This window comes from Streptomyces sp. NPDC054834 (assembly GCF_053611185.1).
Genome location: NZ_JBSGZV010000032.1, coordinates 16,759 through 36,081, shown reverse-complemented (window position 1 = coordinate 36,081; position 19,323 = coordinate 16,759). Strand labels below are relative to the sequence as shown.

The window sequence follows — 19,323 nt, the reverse complement described above, 5'->3', positions numbered from 1 at the left end:
CAACAAAGTCTGCCAGAAAAGCCTTCAAGCCCCGATCATCCCTTGGTCGGGTTCGGGCCGCACCTTCTACTCCCTAGGTACGATTCCGGTCCCCAGGGGCCGAAGCGGTCGAACCGCGCACCACCAGTTCCGGCATGAACACGAACTCGCTGTGCGGTGCGGGTGTCCCGCCGATCTCCTCCAGCAGCGTCCGTACCGCCGCCTGGCCCATCGCCGGGACCGGCTTGCGGATGGTGGTCAGCGGCGGGTCGGTGAACGCGATCAGCGGGGAGTCGTCGAAACCCACCACCGAGACGTCCCGGGGGACCTCCAGACCGAGCTGCCGGGCGGCCCGTATCGCGCCCAGGGCCATCATGTCGCTGGCGCAGACCACGGCCGTGCAGTTCCGCTCGATCAGCGCGGTGGTGGCGGCCTGGCCGCCCTCCAGGGTGTAGAGGGAGTGCTGCACGAGCTCCGACTCGACGGCCGCCGCGCTCAGGCCCAGCTGGTCCTGCATGCTGCGCACGAAGCCCTCGATCTTGCGCTGCACCGGGACGAACCGTTTCGGGCCGAGCGCCAATCCGATCCGGGTGTGCCCCAGCGAGGCCAGGTGGGTCACCGCCAGTGCCATCGCCGCCCGGTCGTCGGGGGAGATGAACGGCGCCTGCACCTTCGGCGAGAAACCGTCCACCAGCACGTACGGCACGCCCTGCGCCCGCAGCCGCTCGTAGCGCTCCATGTCGGCGGTGGTGTCCGCGTGCAGCCCGGAGACGTAGATGATCCCGGCGACCCCCCGGTCGACGAGCATCTCGGTCAGCTCGTCCTCCGTGGACCCGCCCGGGGTCTGCGTGGCCAGTACCGGCGTGTAGCCCTGCCGGGTCAGCGCTTGGCCGATGACCTGCGCGAGGGCGGGGAATATCGGGTTCTCCAGCTCCGGGGTGATCAGGCCAACCAGGCCCTCGCTGCGCTGCCGCAGCCGTACCGGGCGCTCGTAGCCGAGCACGTCCAGCGCGGCGAGCACGGACTGGCGGGTGGTGGCGGCTACGCCCGGCTTGCCGTTGAGGACGCGGCTGACGGTCGCTTCGCTCACCCCCGCCTGCGCAGCGATGTCCGCAAGCCGTGTGGTCACAGGGGTGGACTGTACCGGCCGGGAATCGCCTTGCCCACCGATCGGACGCCGTGCGCGGGCGGTCGAACGGCCCGCTGCCGGTTGCTGCGTCATCGCGCTCCCTCGTCCTTCTGGTCGGCCTCGAATGGCAAGAGCTTGCAGAGTCTTGCACAAGTCTCCCTCTGCCCGCTGAGCGGCCGCGCAACCCGGTTGCGGGCAGGTCGAGGACAGGTCACGACACGGTAACCCACGTGTTCCCTTGCACTTTTTTTCTGCAAGGTCTTTCGCAACGCTTACATCGCTGTTACGTTCCCAGTCGCCCGGCGGACGCAACGGCGCAGTCGGCGGACGGCAGGGCCGGCGGACGGGACCGGCTCCTGCATCCCACGGGCTTAACCCTCAAGGAGAACTCATGCGGCGTGGCATAGCGGCCTCCGCGCTGGTGGCGTCCCTCGCCCTCACGGCGACGGCGTGCGGCGGGAGCGACAGCGACAGCGGAAAGTCGGACGGCCCGGTGACCATCACCTGGTGGGACACCTCCAACGCCACCAATGAGGCACCGACGTACCAGGCCCTGATCAAGCAGTTCGAGGCCGCCAACAAGAACGTCAAGGTCAAGTACGTCAACGTCCAGTTCGACCAGGCGCAGAACAAGTTCGACACCGCCGCCGGCTCCAAGGGTGCCCCGGACGTGCTGCGCTCCGAGGTCGGCTGGACCCCCGCCTTCGCCAAGAAGGGCTACTTCCTGCCGCTGGACGGCACCGAGGCGCTCGCGGACAAGGACAAGTTCCAGTCCAACCTGATCACCCAGGCGCAGTACGGCGGCAAGACCTACGGCGTACCGCTGGTCACCGACACCCTGGCGCTCGTCTACAACAAGGCCCTGTTCAAGAAGGCCGGCATCACCGAGGCCCCCAAGACCTGGGACGAGCTGAAGGCCGACGCCTCCAAGATCGACGCCAAGGAGAACGTCTACGGCTACTGGGGCTCCACCGCGGCCTACTACGCCCAGACCTTCCTCTACGGCGAGGGCACCGACACCGTCGACGCCTCCGCCAAGAAGATCACCGTCGACTCCGCCGCCGCGAAGAAGGCCTACGGCACCTGGCTGAGCACCTTCAAGGGGCAGGGCCTGCACAAGGCCGACACCACCGCCGACGCCTACGCCCACATCCAGGACGCGTTCGTCAGCGGCAAGGTCGCCTCGATCATCCAGGGCCCCTGGGAGATCACGAACTTCTACAAGGGCTCGGCCTTCAAGGACAAGTCCAACCTCGGCATCGCCACCGTCCCGGCCGGCTCCACCGGCAAGGCGGGCGCCCCGACCGGCGGCCACAACCTCTCGGTCTACGCCGGCTCGGACAAGGCCCACCAGGAAGCGGCGCTGAAGTTCGTCAACTTCATGACCTCGGCGAAGTCCCAGGAGACCATCGCCCTGAAGAACTCCACGCTGCCCACCCGCGACGACGCCTACACCGCCCAGGTCAAGGCCGACCCCGGCATCGCCGGCTACCAGGGCGTCCTCTCCGCCGCCCAGCCGCGCCCGGCGCTGCCCGAGTACAGCTCCCTGTGGGGTCCGCTGGACATCGAGCTGCCCAAGGTCGCCGGCGGCAAGGAGTCGCTGGACAAGGGCCTGAGCAACGCCGAGGTCGCCATCACCAAGCTGGTGCCCGACTTCAGCAAGTGAGCCCGCGTGGCCGCCGGATACTCCCTGAGGGGGGAAGGATCCGGCGGCCACCGGCCTGTGCCCAGGCCCGCCCCCTGATCTCCCGAAGGTGTCGAACATGACAGTCGCCATCGACCGCGCCACCGGCAACCGCCGCGGTGACCGCGCGCCGCGGCCCGGCCTGGGCCAGCGCATCAGATACGGATTCCAGAAGCACTGGTACGCCTATGCGATGATCACGCCGGTCGTCGTCGTGCTGGGCGTCATCGTGGGCTACCCGCTGCTGCGCGGCCTCTACCTCACCCTGACCGACGCCAACAGCCTCAACTCGGCGCGCACCATCGGCGTCAACCACATCGACGCCACGTACAAGTTCATCGGGATCGACAACTACAAGGACATCCTGTTCGGCCCGTTGTCGTACGACCGGTTCTGGTCGCACTTCCTGTGGACCGTCTTCTGGACGGTCGCCTGCGTGGCCCTGCACTACACCATCGGCCTGGGCCTCGCGCTGATGCTCAACGAGAAGCTGCGCGGCCGCACCTTCTACCGGGTGCTGCTGGTCCTGCCCTGGGCCGTGCCGACCTTCGTCACCGTCTTCTCCTGGCGGATCATGCTCTCCGACTCCGGAGTGCTCAACCAGGTCCTCCACACGCTCCACCTGCCCCAGCCGCAGTGGCTGGAGGACACCTTCTGGCAGCGGTTCGCCGCGATCATGGTCAACACCTGGTGCGGTGTGCCGTTCATGATGCTCTCGCTGCTCGGCGGTCTCCAGTCCATCGACTCCTCGCTCTACGAGGCCGCCGAGATGGACGGGGCGAGCCCCTGGCAGCGCTTCCGGTACGTCACGCTGCCGGGTCTGAGGTCCGTCAGCTCCACCGTCGTACTCCTCGGCATCATCTGGACCTTCAACCAGTTCGCCATCATCTTCCTGCTGTTCGGCCCCACCGGCGCGCCCGACGCCCAGATCCTCGTCACCTGGGCCTACTACCTGGGCTTCGGACAGCAGCCGCGCGACTTCGCCCAGTCCGCCGCGTACGGCGTGCTGCTGCTGTCGGTCCTCACCGTCTTCACCTCCTTCTACTTCCGCTGGCTGAAGCGCAATGACCAGCTCGCCGTCTGACGCCGCAGGAGCCGCCGCCATGAGCACCACGACCCTCGAAAAGACCGAGGCGGGACCCACCCCGGCCGCGCGGTCCCCGCGCCGCACCCGCCGGCGGGGCGAACGCGGCCCGCTCGGCGCCGCCCTCCTGCACGCCGGCCTCGCCCTCGCGAGCCTCATCGCGCTCGCGCCGGTGGCCTGGCTGATCTTCCTCTCGCTCGGCCCGGACAAGGACGACTACCTGCACCCGAGCAAGATCCTGGGCAGGCTGACCTTCTCCAACTACAGCTTCGTGCTCCAGCACACCGCCTTCTTCGACTGGTTCAAGTCGACGATGATCGTGGCGCTCGGCACCACCCTGATCGGCGTCTTCGTCGCCGCGACCACCGGTTACGCCGTCTCGCGCATGCGCTTCCCCGGCTACAAGTCGCTGATGTGGGTGCTGCTGCTCACCCAGGCCTTCCCGATCGCCATCCTGATCGTGCCGATGTACGAGATCTTCAGCGAGCTCGGCCTCATCGACACCTACTGGGCCCTGATCGTCATCAACTGCACCACCGCCGTGCCGTACAGCGCCTGGCTGCTCAAGGGATACTTCGACACCATCCCCTTCGAGATCGACGAGGCGGGCCGCGTGGACGGCCTCTCCCCCTTCGGCACGTTCGCCCGGCTGATCCTGCCGCTGGCCCGCCCGGGGCTGGCCGTCGCGGCCTTCTACAACTTCATCACGGCCGTCGGCGAGGTGGCGTTCGCGACCACCTTCATGCTGGACGACTCCAAGTACACCTTCGCCGTCGGCCTCCAGAGCTTCGTCAGCGAGCACGACGCACAATGGAACTACATGGCCGCCACCGCGGTGTTGATCGCGATACCCGTGTCCGTGTTCTTCTACCTTGTCCAGAAAAACCTGGTGACCGGTCTCACCGCCGGCGGCACCAAGGGCTGAACCCCCGCCCCACCGCACAAGGGCTCCCGCGCGCCTGTCCGCGCGGGTGGCGGCCGCGGTGCCCATCCGACCCCGCCGGCACCGCGGCCGCCTCATCAGCGCACCCCAAGAACCCATGACCCCTTCCCCACTCTCGGCTTCGCTCGAGCGGGGAACCCCCACCGCACAAGGACGCCATGAGCCAGCACTCCGCCGACCCGGCACCGAGCCCCGTTTCCGAGTCAGCTGTCGCCACCGTCGCCCAGCGCCGCGACTGGTGGCGGGACGCGGTGATCTACCAGGTCTATCCGCGCAGTTTCGCCGACAGCAACGGCGACGGCATGGGCGACCTGGAGGGAGTGCGCTCCAGACTCGCCCATCTGCGCGACCTGGGCGTGGACGCCGTCTGGCTCAGCCCGTTCTACGCCTCGCCGCAGGCCGACGCCGGCTACGACGTGGCGGACTACCGCGCCGTCGACCCGATGTTCGGCAACCTGCTGGACGCCGACGCCCTGATCCGCGACGCCCACGGGCACGGCCTCAGGGTCATCGTCGACCTCGTGCCCAACCACTCCTCCGACCAGCACGAGTGGTTCAAGCGGGCGCTCGCCGAGGGCCCCGGCTCGCCGCTGCGGGAGCGTTACCACTTCCGCCCCGGCAAGGGAAAGAACGGCGAGCTGCCGCCCAACGACTGGGAGTCGATCTTCGGCGGCCCCGCCTGGACGCGGGTGACCGAACCGGACGGCTCGCCCGGGGAGTGGTACCTGCACCTCTTCGCCCCCGAGCAGCCCGACTTCAACTGGGAACACCCGGCGGTGGGGGACGAGTTCCGCTCGATCCTGCGCTTCTGGCTGGACATGGGCGTCGACGGCTTCCGCATCGACGTGGCGCACGGCCTGGTCAAGGCCGACGGCCTGCCCGACCTCGGCGCCCACGACCAGGTGAAGCTGCTGGGCAACGATGTCATGCCGTTCTTCGACCAGGACGGCGTGCACGAGATCTACCGCCAGTGGCGGCGGATCCTCGACGAGTACTCGAATAAGAAGGGGCCCGAAGGGCCTTCGTCGGAAGGGCGGTGGTGGGAGACGGGTGGGCGCATTTTTGTCGCCGAGGCCTGGACCCCGACCGTCGAGCGCACCGCGAACTACGTCCGCCCCGACGAACTCCACCAGGCCTTCAACTTCCAGTACCTGAGCACGGAGTGGGACGCGGAAGAGCTGCGCACGGTGATCGACCGCACCCTGGAGGCGATGCGCCCGGTCGGCGCCCCCGCCACCTGGGTCCTGTCCAACCACGACGTCACCCGGCACGCCACCCGCTTCGCCAACCCGCCCGGACTCGGCACCCAGATCCGCACGGCGGGCGACAGCGCGCTGGGCCTGCGCCGGGCGCGCGCGGCCACCCTGCTGATGCTCGCCCTGCCCGGCTCGGCGTACATCTACCAGGGCGAGGAGCTCGGCCTGCCCGATGTCGTCGACCTGCCCGACGAGGTGCGCCAGGACCCGGCGTACTTCCGGGGCGCCGGCCAGGACGGCTTCCGCGACGGCTGCCGGGTGCCGATCCCGTGGACCCGCACGGGATCGTCGTACGGCTTCGGCAGCGGTGGCAGCTGGCTTCCGCAGCCGTCGAGCTGGGGGGAGCTGAGCGTCGAGGCGCAGACCGGTGTGCCGGGCTCGACGCTGGAGCTGTACCGCGCCGCGCTCGCCGCCCGCCGGGACCACCCCGCGCTCGGCGCGGGCGACGCGGTGGAGTGGCTGCGCGCCCCCGAGGGTGTCCTCGCCTTCCGGCGCGGGGAGTTCGTGTGCGTCGCGAACACCACGGGGGAGGCGGTGACGACCCCGGCGTACGGCAGGGTCCTGCTCACCAGCGGTGAGGTGACCGAGGCCGGCGGCGAGGCGAAGGTGCCGGCCGACACCACTGTCTGGTGGACGACGGCGGACTGAGGACCCGTCTGAAAGTTCTTGCATCAACTTCACAACGGCCCGCTGCCTTTTCCGGCAGCGGGCCTTTAACATCTGCGTCACCGCAAGTTTGCTGAAACATTGCAGCAAGCGCCTTCAAGGACGAAGGACCCCCACATGGCACGCAGAACCCTCCCCGCGGCACTCGCCCTCGCCGCCGCCGTTACGGTTGGCATGTACCCGACTACTGCGCAGGCCTCCCCGCCCGGCACCAAGGACGTCACCGCCGTCCTCTTCGAGTGGAAGTACGCCTCGGTCGCCAAGGAGTGCACCAGCACCCTCGGCCCCGCCGGCTACGGCTACGTCCAGGTCTCCCCGCCCGCCGAGCACATACAGGGCTCGCAGTGGTGGACGTCGTACCAGCCGGTGTCGTACACGATCGCGGGCCGTCTCGGTGACCGTACGGCGTTCCAGAACATGGTCGGCACCTGCCACGCGGCCGGTGTGAAGGTCGTGGTCGACACGGTGATCAACCACATGTCGGCGGGCTCGGGCACCGGCACGGGCGGCTCGTCGTACACGAAGTACGACTACCCGGGTCTGTATTCGGTCTACGACTTCGACGACTGCACCTCCCAGGTCACCAACTACTCCGACCGCTGGAACGTCCAGCACTGCGAACTCGTCGGCCTGGCCGACCTGGACACGGGCGAGGAGTACGTCCGCAAGACGATCGCCGGCTACATGAACGACCTGCTCACGCTGGGCGTCGACGGCTTCCGCATCGACGCGGCCAAGCACATCCCGGCGGAAGACCTGGCCAACATCAAGTCCCGTCTGACGAATCCTTCCGCCTACTGGAAGCAGGAGGTCATCTACGGCGCGAACGAGGCCGTCCAGCCCACCGAGTACACCCGGAACGGCGACGTCCAGGAGTTCCGCTACGCCTACGACCTCAAGCGCGTCTTCAACAACGAGAAGCTCGCCTACCTGAAGAACTACGGCGAGGGCTGGGGCTACCTGAGCAGCTCGGTCGCGGGAGTCTTCGTCGACAACCACGACACCGAGCGCAACGGCAGCACGCTGAACTACAAGGACGGCGCCGACTACACCCTCGCCAACGTCTTCATGCTCGCCTACCCCTACGGCGCCCCGGACATCAACTCCGGCTACGAGTGGACGGACGCCGACGCGGGTCCGCCCAACGGCGGCACGGTGAACGCCTGCTGGCAGGACGGCTGGAAGTGCCAGCACGCCTGGCCGGAGATCAAGTCCATGGTCGCCTTCCGCAACACCACCCGCGGTCAGTCGATGACGGACTGGTGGGACAACGGCAACAACGCGATCGCCTTCGGGCGGGGGAGCAAGGGCTTCGTGGCCATCAACCACGAGTCCGGCTCGCTGACCCGCACGTACCAGACCTCACTGCCCGCCGGGACCTACTGCGACGTGCAGAACAACACGGCGGTGACCGTGAACTCCAGCGGTCAGTTCACCGCCACTCTCGGCTCGAACACGGCTCTGGCGCTCTACGCGGGCAAGTCCACCTGCTGAGCAGGACTGCTGACAGTGCGTGAAACCTCTTTCTTCGGGTTTCACAAGTCTTGCTGTAAACCTTTCGTCGGCGGTACGGTCGCGCCGGGGTCGGACCCGAATGAGCCGTAATCGCAAGGAGTTCTCGCCTGTGATACCGAGATGGCCGGCGCCCCGGAGGCGCCGTACCGCCTACATCAGACGGGCGGCGGCCGTCACCGCCGTCGCCCTCGTCACCGCGCTGGCCCAGCCACTGGCCGCCGTGGCCGCCACTCCTCCCGCACCCCCGTCGGACGCGGTCCTCGCCGCCCAGCCCGCACGGCACGACGACACGCGCGAGCAGTTCTACTTCGTCATGCCGGACCGTTTCGCCAACGGGGACACGTCCAACGACAAGGGCGGCCTGACCGGCTCACGCCTCAGCACCGGCTACGACCCCGCCGACAAGGGCTTCTACCAGGGCGGCGACCTCAAGGGCCTGACCAAGAAGCTCGACTACATCAAGGGACTCGGCACCACCGCCATCTGGATGGCGCCGATCTTCAAGAACCGCCCGGTGCAGGGCACGGGCAGCAACGCCTCCGCCGGGTACCACGGCTACTGGATCACCGACTTCACCCAGGTCGACCCGCACTTCGGCACCAACAAGGACCTCCGGACACTCATCTCCAAGGCGCACGCCAAGGGCTTGAAGGTCTTCTTCGACGTCATCACCAACCACACCGCCGACGTCGTGAACTACAAGGAGCAGTCCTCCGACTACCTCTCCAAGGGCGCCTTCCCCTACCTGACCAAGGACGGCAGGCCCTTCGACGACGCCGACCACGCCGACGGGACCAGGAAGTTCCCGGCCGTCTCCGGCGCCGCCTTCCCGTACACCCCGCAGGTCACCAGCCAGACCAAGGTTCCGGCCTGGCTCAACGACCCGACGATGTACCACAACCGGGGCGACTCCACCTACGCCGGCGAGTCCACCACCTACGGAGACTTCTCCGGCCTCGACGACCTGTGGACCGAGCGTCCCGAGGTCGTCCACGGCATGGAGGAGATCTACCAGCGGTGGGTGAAGGACTTCGGTGTCGACGGGTTCCGGATCGACACCGTCAAGCACGTCGACATGGAGTTCTGGACCCAGTGGGCGACGGCGCTCGACAAGTACGCCGCCGCGCACGGCCGGAAGAACTTCTTCATGTTCGGTGAGGTCTACTCCGCCGACACCTCGATCACGTCCCCGTACGTCACCCAGGGCCGCCTCGACGCCACGCTCGACTTCCCCTTCCAGGACGCGGCCCGCTCCTACGCCTCCCAGGGCGGCAGCGCGCGGAAGCTGGCGTCGGTCTTCGGCGACGACTACAAGTACACGACCGACAAGGCCAACGCCTACGAGCAGGTCACCTTCCTCGGCAACCACGACATGGGGCGGATCGGCTACTTCCTGGAGCAGGACAACCCCAAGGCGTCCGACGCCGAACTGCTCGCCAAGGACAGGCTCGCCAACGAGGTCATGTTCCTCAGCCGCGGCAACCCGGTCGTCTACTACGGCGACGAGCAGGGCTTCACCGGCTCCGGCGGCGACAAGGACGCCCGCCAGACCATGTTCGCCTCCAAGGTCGCCGACTACCTCGACGACGACGAGATCGGCACCGACCGCACCCACGCGAGCGGCTCCTACGACACGAGCGCGCCGCTGTACCAGGAGATCGCCGCCCTCTCCAGGCTCCGCAAGGCAAATCCGGCCCTGACGGACGGAGTGCAGACCGAGCGGTACGCGGCCGACGGCGCCGGGATCTACGCCTTCACCCGTACGAACGCCAGGACGGGCCAGGAGTACGTCGTCGCCCTCAACAACGCGGGCGAGGCGAAGACGGCCACCTTCGCGACCGGCTCGGCGGGGATGACGTACCGGGGCGTCTTCGGCGCGGACGGCACCCTGAAGACCGACGGCGACCGCGAGCTCACCGTCACCGTCCCGGCCGGCACGGCCGTCGTCTACAAGGCGACCGGTACCCTCGCCAAGCCCGCCACCAAGCCCACGATCACCCTCAAGGCCCCGGACACCGGTGCCACCGGGACCGTCGAGCTCTCCGCCGACGTCGCCGGGGGACAGCTCGACCGCGTCGTCTTCGCCGCCCAGGTCGGAGACGGCAAGTGGCGCACCCTTGGCTCCGCCGACCACGCCCCGTACAAGGTCACCCAGACCATCGGCAACGACGTTCCCGCCGGGACCGCCCTGCGCTACAAGGCGGTCGTCGTCGACTCCGCCGGGCGCACCGCGAGCGCCACCGCCGGCAGCACCACCGGCACCCCGCCCGCGGCCGAGGTCCCCACGGCCTCCTCCCGGGACTACGCGATCGTCCACTACAAGCGCACCGACGGCGACTACGGCGACTGGGGTCTGTACGCCTGGGGCGACATCGCCGACGGCGAGTCCACCACCTGGCCCGCCGGCCACCCCTTCACCGGCCGGGACGCCTACGGAGCCTTCGCCTACGTCAAGCTCAAGCCCGGCGCCTCCGACGTCGGCTTCCTGGTCGTCGACAAGGACGGCGACAAGGACGTCTCCGCCGACCGGTCCATCGACGTCACCAAGACGGGTGAGGTGTGGGTCGAGCAGGGGAAGCAGGACGTCCTGACGCAGCGGCCCGACCATCCCGCCCAGGACAAGACCAAGGCCGTCATCCACTACCACCGCGCCGACGGGAACTACGACGGCTGGGGCCTGCACGTCTGGACGGGTGCCGCCGGCCCCACCGACTGGTCCAACCCCCTGAAGCCGGTGAAGACTGATGCCTATGGCGCGGTCTTCGAGGTACCGCTCACCGATGGTGCCACCAGCCTCAGCTACATCATCCACAAGGGTGACGACAAGGATCTCCCCGCCGACCAGTCCCTGGACCTCAAGAACAACGGCTACGAGGTGTGGCTGTTGAACGGCCAGGAGAAGTACCTGCTGCCGCAGCCCGCGGGCAGTGCCGCCGCCCTCGACCTGACCACCTCCAAGGCGATCTGGATCGACCGGAACACGCTCGCCTGGAACGGCGTCGACGGCGCCGTCTCCACCCAGCTGCTGTACTCCCGGGACGGCTCGATCGCCGTCAAGGACGGGACGCTGACCAGCGACGACGAACGCTGGCTGCGGCTGTCGAAGACCACGCTCACCGATGCCCAGAAGGCGAAGTTCCCACACCTGAAGAACTACACCGCCTGGTCCGTCGACCCGCGCGACCGGGACCGGGTGCGGCAGGCGCTGGGCGGCCAGCTCGTCGCCTCGCAGCGCGCGGCCAACGGCGCGGTGCTCACCGCGACCGGTGTGCAGATCGCGGGCGTGCTCGACGACCTGTACCACGGCGCGGCCAAGGCCGGGCTCGGGCCCGTCTTCCACGACGGGAAGCCGACGCTCTCCGTCTGGGCGCCGACGGCACAGAGCGTCTCCCTGGAGCTGGACGGTTCCACGGTGGCCATGCACCGCAGCGCCACCACCGGCGTCTGGTCCGTCACGGGTCCGGCGTCCTGGAAGAACAAGCCGTACCGGTACGTGGTGAAGGTGTGGGCCCCGAGCGTCCGCAAGGTCGTGACGAACAAGGTCACCGACCCCTACTCGGTCGCCCTGAGCCCGAACTCCGAACGCAGCCTGGTCGTCGACCTGAACGACAAGTCCCTCGCCCCGAGCGGCTGGTCGGGCCTGCGCAAGCCCAAGGCGGTACCGCTGAAGGACGCGCAGATCCAGGAACTGCACATCCGCGACTTCTCGATCGCCGACAAGACCGTCCCGGCGAAGGACCAGGGCACCTACCTCGCCTTCACGGACAAGGGCAGCGACGGTTCGAAGCACCTGCGTGAGCTGGCGAAGTCCGGCACCTCGTACGTGCACCTGCTGCCCGCCTTCGACATCGCCACCATCCCTGAGAAGAGGGCCGACCAGGCAACCCCCGACTGCGACCTGGCCTCCTTCGCGGCCGACTCCGACAAGCAGCAGGAGTGCGTCGCGAAGACCGCCGCCAAGGACGCCTACAACTGGGGTTACGACCCGTACCACTACACGGTCCCCGAGGGTTCGTACGCCACCGACCCGAACGGCACCGCGCGTACCGTCCAGTTCCGCAAGATGGTCAAGGCGCTCAACGACGACGGCCTCCGGGTCGTCATGGACGTCGTCTACAACCACACGGCGGCCGCCGGCCAGGCGGACACCTCCGTCCTCGACAAGATCGTGCCCGGCTACTACCAGCGGCTGCTCGCCGACGGAAGCGTGGCCAACAGCACCTGCTGCGCGGGCACCGCGCCGGAGAACGCGATGATGGGCAAGCTGGTCGTCGACTCGATCGTCACCTGGGCCAAGGAGTACAAGGTCGACGGGTTCCGCTTCGACCTGATGGGTCACCATCCGAAGGCCAACATCCTCGCCGTCCGCAAGGCCCTGGACGCGCTGACCGTCGAGAAGGACGGCGTCGACGGCAAGAAGATCATCCTGTACGGCGAGGGCTGGAACTTCGGCGAGGTCGCCGACGACGCCCGGTTCGTGCAGGCCACCCAGAAGAACATGGCCGGCACCGGCATCGCGACCTTCTCCGACCGCGCCCGGGACGCGGTGCGCGGCGGCAGCCCCTTCGACTCCGACCCCGGCGTCCAGGGCTTCGCGTCCGGGCTGTACACCGACCCCAACTCCTCGACGGCGAACGGGACGGAGGAGGAGCAGAAGGCCCGGCTCCTGCACTACCAGGACCTGATCAAGGTGGGCCTCACCGGCAACCTCGCCAAGTACCGCTTCACCGACTCGGACGGCAAGGACGTCACCGGAGCGGAGATCGACTACAACGGCTCACCCGCCGGGTACGCGCAGGCGCCGGGCGACGCCCTCGCCTACGTCGACGCGCACGACAACGAGTCGCTCTTCGACGCCCTCGCCTACAAGCTGCCCAAGGACACCTCCGCGTCCGACCGGGCCCGCATGCAGGTCCTGGCGATGGCCACCGCGAGCCTCTCGCAGGGGCCGACGCTCTCTCAGGCCGGCACCGACCTGTTGCGCTCGAAGTCGCTGGACCGCAACTCCTTCGACAGCGGCGACTGGTTCAACGCCATCCACTGGAACTGCGCAGACGGCAACGGCTTCGGCCGGGGCCTGCCGATGGCGTCCGACAACCAGTCCAAGTGGCCCTACGCCAAGCCCCTGTTGGGCTCGGTGAGCGTCGGGTGCCCGCAGATCGAGGGCGCCTCGGCCGCGTACCGGGACCTGCTGCGGATCCGTACGACGGAGCAGGCCTTCTCCCTCGGCACGGCCGACCGGGTGCAGTCGCGGCTGTCCTTCCCGCTGTCCGGGAAGGACGAGACACCCGGTGTGATCACCATGCGCCTCGGTGACCTGGTCGTGGTGTTCAACGCGACGCCCGAGAAGCAGGAGCAGCGGATCGCCGCGCTCGCCGGGCAGCACTACAGGCTGCACCCGGTGCAGGCGTCGGGTGCGGACCCTATCGTCAAGTCCTCCGCGTTCGCGGCGGAATCGGGCACGTTCGCCGTTCCGGGTCGAACCGTGGCGGTGTTCACCCGGGGTTGACGCGCGGGCACTAGCGTGGGTGGGGCGGACCCCGTTCGGGGCCGCCCCACCTTTCTTTCCGTACCGAGGGCCTGGAGAGATGGACGACAGCGGCCGGCATCCCGAGACCACGGTCCTGGTCGTCGACGACGCGGCGGCCAGCCGGTACGCCATGGGCGCGGTGCTGCGCCGGGCCGGGCACCGGGTGGTGCCGGTGGCCAGCGCGGGCGAGGCCTTGGTGGAACTCGATGTACGGCTGCGCACGGGCGCCCTGCCCGACGTGGCCCTGGTGGATGTCGGGCTGCCCGACATGACCGGCTTCGAGCTGTGCCGCCGGGTCAAGGCGCAGCCGCCGATGGCCGCGCTGCCCGTGGTGCACTTCTCCGCCGCCGCGCTGGCGCCGGGCGACCGGTGCCGCGGGCTGAACGCGGGCGGGGACGCGTATCTGACGATGCCCGCCGAACCGGAGGAGATCCGGGCCGTCGTCCGGGCCGCGGTGCGCGGGGCGCGCCGGCACACCGGCGCCGAGTCGCTGGTGCGCCGGATGACGCTGCTGTCCGAGGCCACCGTCGCCGTGCAGGCGGCGCGCTGCGCGCGGGAACTGGCCGACGCGGCGGCCGAGGGAGCCGCCCGGCTGACCGGAGCCCCGGCCGTGGCCTTCGTGATCGGCGCCGACGGCGAGCTGTACCGGGGGACGTCCCGTGACCGCAGTGTCCTCGCCCTGCCCGACGCCACCGCGCACGCGGCCGTGGGCCGGCTGATCACCAGGCTCGCCGAGGGGCGGACCGGGACGCACTTCACCACCGTGCCCGCACCGCTGTGGCCGGCCGGGTTCTTCCGGCCCGGCGACGAGGACGACGCCCGGCTCGTGCTGGCCCAGACCCGGTCGGACCGGACGCCGGTCTGCCTCGCCACACCGGTGTCCCGCGTGCCCGGCGCCGACCCGGTGGACGAGGCGCTGCTCGCCCGGCTCGCGCAGAACGCCGCCCTGGCCGCCGAACCGCTGCTGATGTACCAGGTGGAGCGCCATGTCGCCCTCACCCTCCAGCACAGCTTCCTGCCCCGGCCGGAGAAGCTGCATCTGCCGGGCCTGGAGATCGCCGTCCGCTATGTGCCCGCGTCCCGGCAGACCGAAATCGGCGGGGACTTCTACGCGGCCCTGCGTACCGACGACGGGATGCTCACGGCGGTCGGGGACGTCGCCGGGCACTCGCTGGAGGCGGCCACCGTCATGGTGGAGATCCGGCACGCGCTGCGCGCCTACTGCGTCGAGGACAGCGATCCGCGGGTGCTGGCCGCGCGGCTCGACCGGATGCTCCAGCACCACCACCCGGACGTCACGGCCACCGTGTGCCTGGTCCTGGCCGACCCGGGCAGCGGGCGCGTCCGGATCGCCAACGCGGGCCACATCCCGCCGCTCGTCGTCCGGGCCGGGGGCGGCGCCGGGTACGTGACGGCGGGCGGGCCGCTGCTCGGCCTCGGCCTGGACCGGCCGCCGCCCACCGAACTGGTGCTGCGGCCCGCCGACCGGCTGCTGATGGTCACCGACGGCCTGATCGAGACCCGCGGCACGGACCTCGCGGTCTCCCTGGCCCACCTCCGCACGGCCGCCGCCGGCGCCCCGCCCGGCGTGGCCCCGCTGTGCGACACACTGCTCGACTGCTTCGCCCACGACCGGGAGGACGACATCGCGATGCTCGCCCTGCGGCTCGCGGATCACGCCGACTAGGGTGACACCGTTGCCCTAGAACAGGAGTGCGTGCCCATGCCGCAGATCACCGTCGACTACTCCGCCGTGATGGCCCCGGCCTTCGACCGGGCCGGTTTCGCCCACGCTGTGCACACCGCGACGGTCGAGATCGCGACCGCGAAGCCGGAGGCCTGCAAGACGCAGTTCCGGCCCAGCGCGTACACGGCGTTCGGCTACGAGGACCCCGAGGACCAGCACCACGCCATCGTGCACGTCACGATCGGCCTGCTCGCCGGCCGCACCGAGGAGACCAAGGCGAGGCTGACCGAGACCGTGATCGAACTGCTGCGTGAGCATGTGGCGGACGAGGGCTTCGTCCTGCACGCCTCCGCCGAGGTGCGCGACCTCGACGCGTCGTACCGGAAGTTCGAACGCTGACGGTTCAGGAGGCCGGCGCGATCAGCCGGTTGAGCAGGTCACTGAAGGGACCGTCGGCCGGCTCCTCCTTCAGCATGCCGCGCAGGAGGTCGGACATCTCCTCGTCGTAGGCGGCGCTCACGGCCACCAGGGCGGCGAAGTCGTGCACGAGCTGGACCTCCAGTTCGGCGCGCGGGATGCGCCGGCCGTCCAGCCAGATCAGGGCCGTCGACTCGGCGAGCGAGATCCAGGAGCGGATGACCAGTTCCAGTCGCGCGGGCGGATCGATGACGCCCAGATGCGAAAGGATCTGGTCATACGCGGCCTGCCGTACGGAGTCGATGAGCGCGTTGGTGGCGGAGGAGCCAACGGCCGGTCCGCCGCGCATCAACGCCGAGAAACCGGGCCCGTGCTCGTCGACGAAGTCGAAGAAGCGGCGCATCACCCGCAGCAGCCGGGCGCCCAGCGGACCCTCGTGCGGCTCCGCGAACCGGCCCGCCAGATCTTCCGATGCCCGCTTCAACGCGGCCTCGTACAGGCTGAGTTTGCCGGGGAAGTAGTGGTAGACCAGCGGGCGCGAGATGCCCGCCGCCGAGGCTATCTCGTCGATGGACACATCGTCCGGCGAGCGGCGGCTGAACAGCTCGAGGGCGACGCCGATCAGCTGCTGCCGCCGCTCCTCGACGCCCATTCTGCGGCGAACCCCGGTAGTCATGCGAACACCTTACCGATCGGATTCGGCCGTTCATGTTCACATGCAGAGCGTCAGGCGATCACTCCGGGTCTAGTGCAGGCCGCTGATCGGCGTGCCGTCGTCCAGGGCGCCCTTCAGGTCCGCGCGGGCACCCTCCTTGGCCTTCACGGAGAGCAGGTTGCCCTCGACCGACGCGGTGACCTCGCCGGTCGTGTGGATCGACGCGGTGCCACTGCTGCCCGCGGCCAGCAGGTACCAGTTCCCCGCGCCGGCCTTCCACAGCACCCCGGCCAGCACATGCGGATCGCGCGGACCGCACGCCGTCCCGTCCTTGCCCTTGGCCACGATCACCCCGTGCACTGAGCCCGCCGTCTGGAACTGGGCCAGGGCCGCCGTCCCGTCGCCCCGCCAGGTCTCGGACCGGGTGCACACCCAGGTGCCCTCCCCGTTCCCGTCGGGCAGCGGCTGGTCGGCGAAGGACCAGGCGTTGACGCTGCGCACGCCCGCTGCGCGCTCCTGGGCCAGCGAGCAGGCGAACGGCGCCCAGGTGCGCAGGGCCTCGGCCCCGGGCGCGTCACCCGCCTTGCCGGGCCGCCCGGAGGTGAGCCGGGCCGGGACCAGCTCGCCGAGGTCGGTGGCCAGGTGGGTGCCGGAGGCGTCGGTCAGCTGGAGCACGTTCCAGGAGGTGCACTTGCCCGGCCGCAGGACGGGGCTGGCCAGTGGCGAGGTGACCCCGTCGGTCAGGTCCAGGTCCATGGCTCCGGCGCCGGGCTTCATCAGGTCACGCTCGGCCGCCTTCTCCACCCAGGGGGCGGTCAGGAACCGGACGTTCCCGTCTGACCGGCCCAGCACGAGCGCGCCCGCATCGGCCTTCCTGGCCCCGTCGACGCGGGCGAAGTCTAGTGCGGCGCCCTGCGTGCCGTCCTTCGGCTCGGCGTAGCGGGCGATGCGCAGACCGTCGTAGAGGATCACCACGCGCGCGTTGTCGACCAGCCCCGCGTACAGCAGTTGGGGCGGGCCGGCCGGGCCGCCGGTCTGGGTGCCGGGGGTCGCCGAGACCTGGACCGTGTCGCCGGGGCGGGCCCAGACGGAGAGGGCGCGGCGCAGCAGGGCGGTGTCGCGGGCGAGGGTGCCGCGCGTGGGCCAGACGGAGAAGTCGGTGCGGGCGGCGGTCTTCCAGGCGGTGGGGGAGATCCGGACCAGCCGTCCCGGGTCGAGGGCGGCCTCGGCCGCCGGGTTCCGCGCGTACAGCGGGGCGGCGGGACCGTCGGCGCCCCAGCCGCCGTCCGGGAGGGCGATCAGCGCGCCGCACACCGCGAGCGCGGCCGCCGCGGCGAGCGCCGCCTTGGTGTGCTGCCTGCGCCGCATCAGATCGGTGGGCCGGGCCTGGAGCGAGCAGGGGTCGAACTCGGCGGAGTCGAGCAGCGTGTACTGGGCGGGGATGCCGTCGGCCTCCTGGAGGGCGGTGCCCGGGTCCGGGACGCCGGCCGCCGTCAGCAGGACCCGCACGTCGGCGTCGGGGAGCTTCTCCAGTCCGCGCAGTACGTACGCGGCACGGCCCGGGCCGGACAGGGCGGCCAGCCGCTGGTCCAGGGCGAGCTCGTCGGCGCCGCCCGAGCGCGGGAAGAGGCGCAGCCCCCACACCTGGGGCAGCAGCGGCGGGAGCTGGGAGCGGGTGGGCCATGCCCTGCGCTTGAGCGGCAGGCCCGCCTCCAGGGCCGTACGCATCACCTGGAGGCGGACGAAGGCGTATCCCGGGTCGCCGTCGCGGCCGGTCGACTGGGCCGGGATCACGGACGACGCCTTGCGGCCCCGGGGCAGGGCGCGCTGGGTGAGCGCGTGCGCGGTCAGGACGCGCCTGCCCCGGCCGAGGCGCGGCGGCAGCACCAGATACGCGAGCCGGACGAGCCGTGGATAGTGCTCGACGAGGGCGGCCTCGGCCTGCTCGACACCTACGGCCGAGAGGGGGACGGGTGCTTGACGGTTGGCTACATCCTGTGACTGCACGTTCGGGAAAACGAGCGAGTCGTTCGAGGGTCACCCGCTGTCCGGGTGAACCGGGTCTCCGGATCGGGTGATTCGGCCCTCCGAACCGGGTGATTCGGCCCTCCGAACCGGGTGATTCGGTCCTCCGATCCGGGTGACAGAATCCTCCGGATCGGCTGACTCAGTCCTCCGGCTCCACCAGGGCCCGCGCGTAGTTCGCCATCGACCGCTGGTAGCGGGGCAGATGGGGGGCGAGGGCGCCGAGGACGAGGGACAGGCCCTCGCGGTCCCGGCCGAGGCTGGACAGGCACAGGGCGAGGCAGGCCCGTACCGCGTCGTCCAACTCGTCCGAGGGCGCGTCCAGTTCGGGTGTGAGCAGCTTGACGCCCTCCTCCGCCTGGCCGATGTTCCGCAGGGAGCTGGACAGCTGGATCTTGGCCCGGCGACCCTTGTAACCGCTGACCTCGCTGAGGCCGAGGGCGAGCGCCTCCCGGTACAGCGGTGCCGCCTTGTCCGAGTGGCCGGTGGAGTCCCAGGCGCAGGCCTGCTCGAAGGGACCCAGCGGGCTGCCCTCGGGCAGTTCGGCGACGAGGGCGTCGATCACGGCCCTGAAGTCGGCCGCGCGTGCCTCGGGGTAGTCGTCGAAGGTGGCCCAGGCGGCGGCCACGCGGTCTTCCCAATCTTGGTTCACCGGCTCACCTTCGCACAGCTGTGCCTGGGGTGACATCCGATTTGAGCACATCACCGGCGAACGCCGTATCGAAGGGCAGGGCTCCGCACGGGGCTCTCTGC

General features: G+C 69.9%; 12 protein-coding genes. 8 read left to right on the top strand and 4 right to left on the bottom strand.

Annotated features, from left to right (window positions below; translation table 11 throughout):
• Nucleotides 1–73: 73 nt before the first annotated feature.
• Nucleotides 74–1,108 (bottom strand): LacI family DNA-binding transcriptional regulator, encoded by a 1,035-nt coding sequence (locus tag ACWGJM_RS33120; RefSeq protein ID WP_453415439.1) that lies wholly within the window; start codon nucleotides 1,106–1,108, stop codon nucleotides 74–76.
• Nucleotides 1,109–1,499: 391 nt separating this feature from the next.
• Between ACWGJM_RS33120 and ACWGJM_RS33115 the strand changes: the two genes are divergently transcribed.
• The 8 genes from ACWGJM_RS33115 to ACWGJM_RS33080 all read left to right on the top strand — a co-directional run bounded on the left by ACWGJM_RS33115 (nucleotide 1,500) and on the right by ACWGJM_RS33080 (nucleotide 15,872).
• The gene (locus ACWGJM_RS33115; RefSeq protein ID WP_453415438.1) at nucleotides 1,500–2,774 is read left to right on the top strand and encodes an extracellular solute-binding protein; all 1,275 of its coding nucleotides are present in this window, start codon (nucleotides 1,500–1,502) and stop codon (nucleotides 2,772–2,774) included.
• Between the two features lie 97 nt (nucleotides 2,775–2,871).
• Nucleotides 2,872–3,876, top strand: a complete 1,005-nt coding sequence (locus ACWGJM_RS33110; protein WP_453415437.1) for a carbohydrate ABC transporter permease — start codon at nucleotides 2,872–2,874, stop codon at nucleotides 3,874–3,876.
• Between the two features lie 19 nt (nucleotides 3,877–3,895).
• Nucleotides 3,896–4,801, top strand: a complete 906-nt coding sequence (locus tag ACWGJM_RS33105) for a sugar ABC transporter permease (protein ID WP_453415436.1) — start codon at nucleotides 3,896–3,898, stop codon at nucleotides 4,799–4,801.
• Between the two features lie 176 nt (nucleotides 4,802–4,977).
• Nucleotides 4,978–6,723, top strand: a complete 1,746-nt coding sequence (locus ACWGJM_RS33100) for a glycoside hydrolase family 13 protein (protein WP_453415435.1) — start codon at nucleotides 4,978–4,980, stop codon at nucleotides 6,721–6,723.
• Nucleotides 6,724–6,858: 135 nt separating this feature from the next.
• Nucleotides 6,859–8,235 (top strand): alpha-amylase, encoded by a 1,377-nt coding sequence (locus ACWGJM_RS33095; protein ID WP_453415434.1) that lies wholly within the window; start codon nucleotides 6,859–6,861, stop codon nucleotides 8,233–8,235.
• Between the two features lie 130 nt (nucleotides 8,236–8,365).
• Nucleotides 8,366–13,765: a pullulanase-type alpha-1,6-glucosidase gene (pulA, locus tag ACWGJM_RS33090; protein ID WP_453415433.1), complete on the top strand. Its 5,400-nt coding sequence runs from the start codon at nucleotides 8,366–8,368 to the stop codon at nucleotides 13,763–13,765.
• A 79-nt stretch (nucleotides 13,766–13,844) separates the two neighbouring features.
• Complete coding sequence (locus tag ACWGJM_RS33085) at nucleotides 13,845–15,473, top strand: SpoIIE family protein phosphatase (RefSeq protein WP_453415432.1); 1,629 nt, start codon at nucleotides 13,845–13,847, stop codon at nucleotides 15,471–15,473.
• 36 nt (nucleotides 15,474–15,509) lie between these two features.
• Nucleotides 15,510–15,872: a 5-carboxymethyl-2-hydroxymuconate Delta-isomerase gene (locus ACWGJM_RS33080; protein WP_453415431.1), complete on the top strand. Its 363-nt coding sequence runs from the start codon at nucleotides 15,510–15,512 to the stop codon at nucleotides 15,870–15,872.
• Nucleotides 15,873–15,876: 4 nt separating this feature from the next.
• Here ACWGJM_RS33080 and ACWGJM_RS33075 read toward each other — a convergent pair whose 3' ends face one another.
• The 3 genes from ACWGJM_RS33075 to ACWGJM_RS33065 form a co-directional block, all read right to left on the bottom strand.
• Nucleotides 15,877–16,566 carry a TetR/AcrR family transcriptional regulator gene (locus tag ACWGJM_RS33075; protein WP_453415430.1) on the bottom strand — a complete coding sequence of 230 codons (690 nt, stop codon included), beginning with the start codon at nucleotides 16,564–16,566 and terminating at the stop codon, nucleotides 15,877–15,879.
• A gap of 69 nt (nucleotides 16,567–16,635) precedes the next feature.
• Nucleotides 16,636–18,552: a hypothetical protein gene (locus tag ACWGJM_RS33070; protein ID WP_453415429.1), complete on the bottom strand. Its 1,917-nt coding sequence runs from the start codon at nucleotides 18,550–18,552 to the stop codon at nucleotides 16,636–16,638.
• 160 nt (nucleotides 18,553–18,712) lie between these two features.
• The gene (locus ACWGJM_RS33065; RefSeq protein ID WP_453415428.1) at nucleotides 18,713–19,258 is read right to left on the bottom strand and encodes a tetratricopeptide repeat protein; all 546 of its coding nucleotides are present in this window, start codon (nucleotides 19,256–19,258) and stop codon (nucleotides 18,713–18,715) included.
• Between the last annotated feature and the right edge of the window lie 65 nt (nucleotides 19,259–19,323).

Bases quoted from the DNA above. Each gene is read 5' to 3' on its own strand.
- ACWGJM_RS33105 (WP_453415436.1), top strand. From the start codon at position 3,896: ATGAGCACCACGACCCTCGAAAAGACCGAGGCGGGACCCACCCCGGCC.
- ACWGJM_RS33100 (WP_453415435.1), top strand. From the start codon at position 4,978: ATGAGCCAGCACTCCGCCGACCCGGCACCGAGCCCCGTTTCCGAGTCA.
- ACWGJM_RS33095 (WP_453415434.1), top strand. From the start codon at position 6,859: ATGGCACGCAGAACCCTCCCCGCGGCACTCGCCCTCGCCGCCGCCGTT.
- ACWGJM_RS33110 (WP_453415437.1), top strand. From the start codon at position 2,872: ATGACAGTCGCCATCGACCGCGCCACCGGCAACCGCCGCGGTGACCGC.
- ACWGJM_RS33080 (WP_453415431.1), top strand. From the start codon at position 15,510: ATGCCGCAGATCACCGTCGACTACTCCGCCGTGATGGCCCCGGCCTTC.
- ACWGJM_RS33065 (WP_453415428.1), bottom strand. From the start codon at position 19,258: ATGTCACCCCAGGCACAGCTGTGCGAAGGTGAGCCGGTGAACCAAGAT.
- ACWGJM_RS33115 (WP_453415438.1), top strand. From the start codon at position 1,500: ATGCGGCGTGGCATAGCGGCCTCCGCGCTGGTGGCGTCCCTCGCCCTC.
- ACWGJM_RS33075 (WP_453415430.1), bottom strand. From the start codon at position 16,566: ATGACTACCGGGGTTCGCCGCAGAATGGGCGTCGAGGAGCGGCGGCAG.
- ACWGJM_RS33085 (WP_453415432.1), top strand. From the start codon at position 13,845: ATGGACGACAGCGGCCGGCATCCCGAGACCACGGTCCTGGTCGTCGAC.